The sequence below is a fragment of the Rhizobium sp. NZLR10 genome (assembly GCF_019685125.1).
In the GTDB taxonomy this organism is placed as follows: Bacteria; Pseudomonadota; Alphaproteobacteria; order Rhizobiales; family Rhizobiaceae; genus Rhizobium.
In genome coordinates this window covers 127,483-134,616 of the sequence record NZ_JABDWE010000022.1, presented here as the reverse complement: position 1 = coordinate 134,616, position 7,134 = coordinate 127,483, and the positions used below count along the sequence as shown (strand labels likewise).

Sequence of the window (7,134 nt, the reverse complement as noted above, 5' to 3'; positions counted from 1 at the left end):
GGCCGGCAAGCCCAAGATCGTCGCAACCGTCGCAACTATGCGCAAGCTGCTCACCATCCTCAATGCCATCATCAGGGACGGACGACCATGGCAAAACGCTTGACAAATAAGACAGTCGCTCTCCCCGTCAACGGGGCGAAGGGTATGTGCAGCGACCTCTCCGTCCCCACTAACCTCTCGCGGGGCACGTCCCCTCTGCCTGTTTTTTACGGGGAGAGGGTTAGGAGGGGCAGCCTTCACCGAAGGGCGGTACCAACGCACAGTCTGAACTTCGCTCAAGCGAGTCATCCCGAACTGGTCATGCGCCGGAGCTTCCAGCCGTAACCTCTACCCACGGCTTTTCGCAGGCGCTGTCCTGTGGCAAGAAGGGCCACTGACGCGTGGCGCTTTCAGAGAGGAAGATCGACAAAGATGAAGGGAATTCGCCAGCTCGCCGAGCATCTCGACATTTCGATCGGGACGGTGTCCCGTGCGCTGAACGGCAAGCCCGACGTCAACGAAGAAACGCGCCGGCGCGTGCTCGCCGCCGCCGAGGAGCTTGGTTACGTCGCCAACCAATCGGGCCGCAGCCTCCGCCAGGGCATGACCAACGTCATCGGGCTGATGCTCGAGGTCAGCCGCGAGACAGTCGAAAACAGCGACGACTTCTTCCTGGGCGTCACCGACGGGCTGCAGAGCGTCTTTTCCCGTCACAAGCTCGATCTGGTCATGCTGCCCTGCCCCGATGACGAGGATCCGCACGAATATCTGAAGCGCATGGTGGCGCGCCGCCTGGTCGATGCGATGATCATCTCGGCGACCCGACGCACCGACCGACGCATTGAGCTGTTGGAAAAGGTCCGAATCCCGTTTGTGGCGCTCGGCCGCAGCGCGTCCGGCGGCAGCTATACCTGGATGGATCTCGATTTCGAAGGCGTGGCGGCGCGCGGCGTCGACCGGCTGGTCGCAAAAGGCCACCGGCGGATCGCGGTGGCGGCCCCCTCCTCCGACATCAATCTCGGCTATATCTTCCTCGAGAGTTACCGCCAGGCGCTGAAACGCCACGGTATTGCCTTCGACCCGGCCCTCGTTATCCGTGTCAAGTCGAGCGAACAGGGCGGTTATCAGGCCGGCCACGAACTGCTGATGATTGAAGAACGGCCGACGGCGATCATCCTGATCCACGAACTGATGGCGATCGGGCTTTACCGGCGGCTTGCCGAGGCCGGCATCGTTCCCGGCCGAGACCTCGCCGTCGTCGGTTTCCGCGAGGAGCCGCGCACGCATTTCCTGCAGCCGTCACTGACCTCCTTCCGCATGTCGCTGCGCGATCTCGGCGCCCAGCTCGGCGAAACCCTGCTTGCCTCCATGCCGGCCTATGCCGATCATTATCCGCAGGGAGCCCGCAGCCGGATCTGGCCGCTGGAACTCGTTCCTGGCGAAAGCGACGCGTTCACGCTGACGGGCTGAGTTCCCCTCACACCCGGCTCGGCGCCGCCGGAGGCTCCCGGCTCGACAGTTGCCGCGTGACGAAGAAGACCAGCAGAGCGCCGACAGCAAGGCAGGCGGCGAGGAAGAACATCGGCGCAGTCGTGCTGCCGCTCGCCTCCTTGATCCAGGGCACGACGTTCTGGGCGACGAAACCGCCGAGATTTCCGACCGAATTGATGGCGGCAAGCCCCGCAGCGGCACCCGCCCCTTTGAGGAAACGCGAGGGCAGGCTCCAGAACACCGGCTGCGGCGCGAAGATGCCGGCAGCGGCGACGCAGAGGAAGGCGAATTGCAAGGCGTGGTTCGGGATCAGCGCCGACAGCAGCAGGCAGGCGGCGCCGATCAAGGCCGGAACGACGATATAGGGCGTCTTCGATTGGGCCTTGTCGGCCATCGTGGGAACGGCATAGAGCGCGACCGCAACCAGCAGCCAGGGAATGATGTTGAGGAAACCGTTCACCGTGTTGCTGACGCCGAAGGCCTGGACGATGGTCGGCAGCCAATAGCTCAGGCCATAGGCCGAGAGCGGAAAGGCGATATAGCAAAGCGCCATCAGCAGGACGCGCGGGTCGATCAGCGCCTTGAAGCCGTTTCCGGCATTTTCGCCCATGCCGGCATTTTCCGATGCGAGCCTCCGTTCAAGCCAGTCCTTCTCCTCGCCAGTCAGGAAACTTGCGTTTTCAGGCCGGCCGGGAAGATAGAAGAAGGTGACGATGCCGGCGATGACGGCTGGAATACCGGTCGCCAGGAAGACCCACTCCCAGCCGGCAAGGCCGTAAAGACCATCGAGATCGAGCAGCACGCCGCCGAGCGGTGCGCCGACGGCATTGGCGATGGCGCTGAAGATCATGAACAGCCCGACCATCCGGCCGCGATAGGCAGAGGGGAACCATAGCGTCAGCAGATAGAGCACGCCTGGAAAGAAGCCGGCTTCGCAGACGCCGAGCAGGAAGCGCAGGATATAGAACATCGTCGCGTTCTGCGTGAAGGCGAGCGCGACGGTGACGAGGCCCCAGGACACCAGGATGCGGGCGAACCAGACACGGGCGCCGAGCCTTTCGAGGAAGAGGTTGCTCGGCACCTCGAAGAGAAAATAGCCGATGAAGAACAGCGAAGCGCCGAGGCCGTAGGCATATTCGCTCATCCCCAAGGCATCGACCATCTGCAGTTTGGCAAAGCTGACATTCTGCCGGTCGATATAGGCGATGAGATAAAGGATGCCGAGAAACGGCATCAGCTTCCAGGTGATTTTCGAGATCAGCCGCTTCTCATCGACCATGCGTATCCTCCGGAATGATCATGTTGCGTCATGGCGTAAATAGTGCTGGCCGCCAATATTCAATCGCGCGAGGTATTTTCTGCGGTATCGCAACCCTGATTGGTGGCCGCACCCGGGGGATGGGTGCGGCCTGTGCTTGACTATTCGGCAGCGGCGACGGCGGCGCGGCGGCCGATCGTTGCCTGGGTCAGCGCGAAGGCTAAGAAGGCGCAGAGCGCAATGCCGGCAGCCATCGGAACGGCCGTGCCGTCGAAGAAAAGGCTCGATATCACCATGGCGACGGCGGCAATGACGAAATGCAGCGTGCCCATCAGCGACGAGGCGGTGCCGGCAATCGCGCCGTGATCCTCGAGAGCAAGAACGGCGCTGGTCGGGATGACGAGGCCGAGGAAGCCGTAGCCGATGAACAGGAAGGTCGCCATGACGGGCAGCTGGTTGAAGCCTGAAGCCATCACCACCGCCATGACAACCATGGCTAGCGCAAAGGCGCTGACCGCAATCCGCATGACGCGCACCAGGCCGAAACGCTCGCCGAGCCAGCCGGTCGCCTGCGACACCGCGAAGAAGGACACGGCGTTGATCGAGAAGGCGAAGCTGTATTCGGTCGGCGTCAGCCCGTAGTGCTGGATCAGCACGAAGGGCGAGTTGGCGAGATAGACGAGAAAGCTCGAAATGCCGAGACCGCCGATGAAGGTCAGCGTCAGGAAATTGCGGTCGGCCAGCAGCAGCCGGTAGGCCGCCATGGCGCTCTTGAGGCCGCTGCCGCTGCGCTCCTTGGCAGGGCGGGTTTCGTCAAGCTGGGTGGCAAGCAGGACGAGGCCGATGAAGGCGGCGATCATCACCGCCCAGAACACCCCGCGCCAGCCGTAGAATTCGATGACGGCGCTGCCGGTCAGCGGCGCCAGGATCGGCGAGATCGAGAAGACCAGCATCAGCAGCGACATCAGGCGCGCGGCCTGCACGCCGGTATGCATGTCGCGGACGATGGCGCGCGGAATGACCATGCCGGCGGCACCGCCGATGCCCTGGACGAAACGGAAGGCGATCAGCGTTTCGATATCGGTCGAAAGTGCGCAGCCGATCGAGGCGACCGCGAAGACGCCGATGCCGAGATAGAGCGGCAGCTTGCGACCCCACATGTCCGAAAGCGGACCATAGACGAGCTGGGCGAGGGCAAAGGAGATGAAGAAGGCGAGAAGCGTCAGCTGGGTGACGTTGTTATCCGCATGCAAGTCCTGGCCGATGGACGGCAGCGCAGGCAGATACATGTCAATGGCGAAGGGGCCGATGGCCGAGAGAAGGCCAAGAATGAGAGCAATGCGAAAGAAGGAAGCCGTCATAATGGTGATCTTTCATAAAAGCGCAGCGGAAGCATCGAATCGTCGCTCCGCCGCAGTGCTCTTAGAACAGGATGGCGCCCGAAAACTCCTCACACTTTTCGGCATCATGTTCTGGGGTTCAATGATGATCGTTCGCGCGAAGACGAAGTTGGGAGCTCATATCTTCAGCAACGGAACCAATAGTGTCAACAAATTTGGACACGGCTGTAAACTAGACGCCATTGTCTAAATCGTCAAGACGTCTTATCTTGGCCTTCATGAAAGATCGCATGACACCGGCAGTCCGGATGGGGGGGCATACGCAGCGCGGACAATGCGCAAAGCGCATGTCGATCCTCGATGCCGCCGCCGACGTCTTCTGCCGCCAGGGTTTTGCCGGCGCCAGCATCGACGAAATTGCCGCCGTCGCCTGTGTCTCTCGCCAGACGATCTACAATCACTACCGCGAGAAGGAAACGCTGTTCGTCGCCGTCGTCGAGGACGTCATGAACCGCGCCAACGCCATGCTCTTCTCGGTGCTGGCGAGCTTTCCCGAGAACGCCGACAATCTGGAGGACGGGCTGACGGCCTTCGCCGTGCGCCTCAACAAGAACTGCATCTGCAATCACGACGGAAAATTCCTGCGCAAGCTGGTGCAGACGGAGGGTGAGCGATATCCGCACCTGTTCGAAAGCTGGCGCCAGCAGGGACCGGGCAAGCTGACCACTGCCCTTTCCGCGCTTCTTGCGCGGGTCGCTCATAAGGGCGCGCTCGTCATCGACGATTTCGACGTCGCCGCCCGGCAGTTCGTGGCGCTCGCCAATGCTGACCTGCAGATGATGACGCTTTTCGGTGGAACGCCCACCGATGAAGAGCTTGATAAGGCGGCGCGCAATGCCGTCCGTACCTTTCTCAAGGCCTATGGCGGGCCGGCGGCTGATAAGGTCGGTCGCCCGCCGCAGCTTGCGGCCATAGCGGGCGGATAAGGCCTCCCGATCAGGCCCTTTCAATCAGGCGAAGACGGTCATCTGCGAGGGCACGACCGCAAACATGCCGACGCGGCGCGCGGCAAGATATTTCACCAGCTGCTGGACGACAGAAGGCATGACCGGCTTCTGCACCACGCCGACCGCGCCCTTGACGCCATTAGCGACAACTTCGGGATTGCCGGTCATGAACACGACGGCAATGCCGTGTTCTTCTGCCAGCCGCCGGCCGATCTCGGGCCCGGTCTGGCCGTCGGCGAGATTGACGTCGACGAAGGCGATATCGGCAAGCGGCGCCAGCCGCAGCGCCTGTTCGCGATCACTCGCAAGACCTGCGACCTGCATACCCATATCTTCCACCGTCGCCCCGAGATCCAGGGCGATGAGGAATTCATCTTCGACGATCAATACTCTCTGTCTCATGAGATCATCTCGTTGCCAGCGCCGCACGACATTGGTGGCCATGATACGTCCCCTTGTTACGCATATACTTCGGAAGAGGTATCCGCTCCGGCAGCTGTCCCTGCACGAAACTCCCTGCTGAAACGGCCAACTTGAAGATATGTTCCGCGGTGGAACGCGATTTTTGATATTTAAGATATTGTTAACGTTGATAGATTCTTAACAAGAAAGCCGGCGAAGCAAAAACGGGCGCTAAATTGTGCTCAATCTCAAGCGCGCACCTTCTGGATGAAGGCACGATGACACGATATGATTATTCCGTTGGCATGAAGATCGAGGCTCCCGTTGAAAACCAAACTTATCGTCTTGGCCACGGTCGTGGTCAGCCTTTTCGCCTATACCAAATTGATGGCCAGGATCGGCTCGGGCTCGCCACCTCCGGATGCGCCGCTCGCGCAACAGGCCGACCTCATCCGTGTTTATAAATCCGAACGCCGCATGGTCCTTCTCAAAGGGGATGTTCCGATCTCGACATATCGGATTTCACTGGGGCAGGCTGCCGATGCCGGTCCCAAGCAACAGGAAGGTGACGAAAAAACGCCGGAAGGGCGCTATGAGATCGACTGGCGAAATCCCAAGTCCATGGCGCATCTCAGCCTCCACATTTCCTATCCGAACCCGGATGACCGACGCAACGCCGGATCCAACGGCTTTCCGCCCGGCGGCAATATCATGATCCACGGGCTTCCCAATGGCTGGGGCCTGTTCCAGGAAGCCCATCAGCTATGGGATTGGACGGATGGCTGTATTGCCGTCACCAATGCGGAGATGCGCGATATCTGGGCCCGCGTTCCCAATCACACGCCTATCGACATCATCCCCTGAGGGTTAATCACCCCTTGGCCTTCCTGACGAGGACCGGCTGGCTGCGGTAATCGGCGGGAAACAGCGACTTCAGATTCTCGATTTTCGGCAGGTCGTTGTAGACGATATAGGGGTAGGTCGGATTGAGCGTCAGAAAATCCTGATGATAGGCCTCGGCGGAATAAAAGCCGGTGGTGTCGGAGACCCTGGTGACGATCGGCTGGGCGAAGACATGCGCCTTGTCGAGCTGAGTGATATAGCGCTCGGCGACCTTGCGCTGCTCGGGGTCGGCGACGAATAGCGCCGAACGATACTGCGTTCCCTGATCCGGGCCCTGGAAATTCAGCTGCGTCGGGTTGTGCGCCACCGAGAAGAAGATCTGCAGCAATTTGCCGTAGCTCACTTGTTTCGGATCGAACTTCACCTCGACGGCTTCGGCGTGACCTGTCGAGCCGGTGCTGACGGTCTCGTACTGGGCCGTCCCAGCCTCACCGCCGGCATAGCCGGAGACGGCGCTCTGGACGCCCTTGACGTGCTGGAAGACGCCCTGGACACCCCAGAAACAACCGCCGGCGAAAATCGCGCTCTCGGTGCCCGGCCGGGCAGCCTCGTCAACGGCCGGCGGCGGAATGACGACGGCATCTTCAGCCGCACTTGCGGCACACGCACCGAGCGAGACAATGGTGGCGGCTAGGAGCCCGGCAAGGCTCCTGCGGTGAGAAAATATGGACATGGCGCTACCTCCTGCGATGGCCCAAATCCTCGCTCATCCTTGCAAAAGGCGCAAATCACAACCCGATCACTCACGCCGATG

Annotated in this window: 8 protein-coding genes and 1 pseudogene; 5 read left to right on the top strand and 4 right to left on the bottom strand. The window is 61.2% G+C overall.

Features of this window, described 5'->3' with window-relative positions:
* Window positions 1-103 (top strand): annotated as a pseudogene (locus tag HJB82_RS27515) (IS110 family transposase); the annotation flags it as partial.
* A 308-nt stretch (window positions 104-411) separates the two neighbouring features.
* Entirely contained in the window at window positions 412-1,449 is a 1,038-nt protein-coding gene (locus tag HJB82_RS27510; protein ID WP_221142067.1) for a LacI family DNA-binding transcriptional regulator, read from the top strand.
* 7 nt (window positions 1,450-1,456) lie between these two features.
* Here HJB82_RS27510 and HJB82_RS27505 read toward each other — a convergent pair whose 3' ends face one another.
* Together HJB82_RS27505 and HJB82_RS27500 are read right to left on the bottom strand one after the other, a co-directional pair.
* The gene (locus HJB82_RS27505; RefSeq protein WP_207585436.1) at window positions 1,457-2,749 is read right to left on the bottom strand and encodes an MFS transporter; all 1,293 of its coding nucleotides are present in this window, start codon (window positions 2,747-2,749) and stop codon (window positions 1,457-1,459) included.
* A 140-nt stretch (window positions 2,750-2,889) separates the two neighbouring features.
* Window positions 2,890-4,089, bottom strand: a complete 1,200-nt coding sequence (locus HJB82_RS27500; RefSeq protein WP_207585435.1) for a multidrug effflux MFS transporter — start codon at window positions 4,087-4,089, stop codon at window positions 2,890-2,892.
* Between the two features lies 1 nt (window position 4,090).
* Between HJB82_RS27500 and HJB82_RS27495 the strand changes: the two genes are divergently transcribed.
* Window positions 4,091-4,318: a hypothetical protein gene (locus HJB82_RS27495; RefSeq protein ID WP_221115602.1), complete on the top strand. Its 228-nt coding sequence runs from the start codon at window positions 4,091-4,093 to the stop codon at window positions 4,316-4,318.
* Entirely contained in the window at window positions 4,311-5,054 is a 744-nt protein-coding gene (locus HJB82_RS27490; protein ID WP_221142065.1) for a TetR/AcrR family transcriptional regulator, read from the top strand. The genes HJB82_RS27495 and HJB82_RS27490 overlap by 8 nt, the downstream gene beginning before the upstream one ends.
* A gap of 24 nt (window positions 5,055-5,078) precedes the next feature.
* Here HJB82_RS27490 and HJB82_RS27485 read toward each other — a convergent pair whose 3' ends face one another.
* Window positions 5,079-5,519: a response regulator gene (locus tag HJB82_RS27485; protein WP_207585433.1), complete on the bottom strand. Its 441-nt coding sequence runs from the start codon at window positions 5,517-5,519 to the stop codon at window positions 5,079-5,081.
* 282 nt (window positions 5,520-5,801) lie between these two features.
* On the opposite strand from HJB82_RS27485, the gene HJB82_RS27480 reads away from it, so the two are divergent.
* The gene (locus tag HJB82_RS27480; RefSeq protein ID WP_207585432.1) at window positions 5,802-6,341 is read left to right on the top strand and encodes a murein L,D-transpeptidase family protein; all 540 of its coding nucleotides are present in this window, start codon (window positions 5,802-5,804) and stop codon (window positions 6,339-6,341) included.
* Between the two features lie 7 nt (window positions 6,342-6,348).
* On the opposite strand, the gene msrA is transcribed toward HJB82_RS27480, so the two are convergent.
* Window positions 6,349-7,053 (bottom strand): peptide-methionine (S)-S-oxide reductase MsrA, encoded by a 705-nt coding sequence (gene msrA / locus HJB82_RS27475; protein ID WP_207585431.1) that lies wholly within the window; start codon window positions 7,051-7,053, stop codon window positions 6,349-6,351.
* Window positions 7,054-7,134 lie beyond the last annotated feature (81 nt).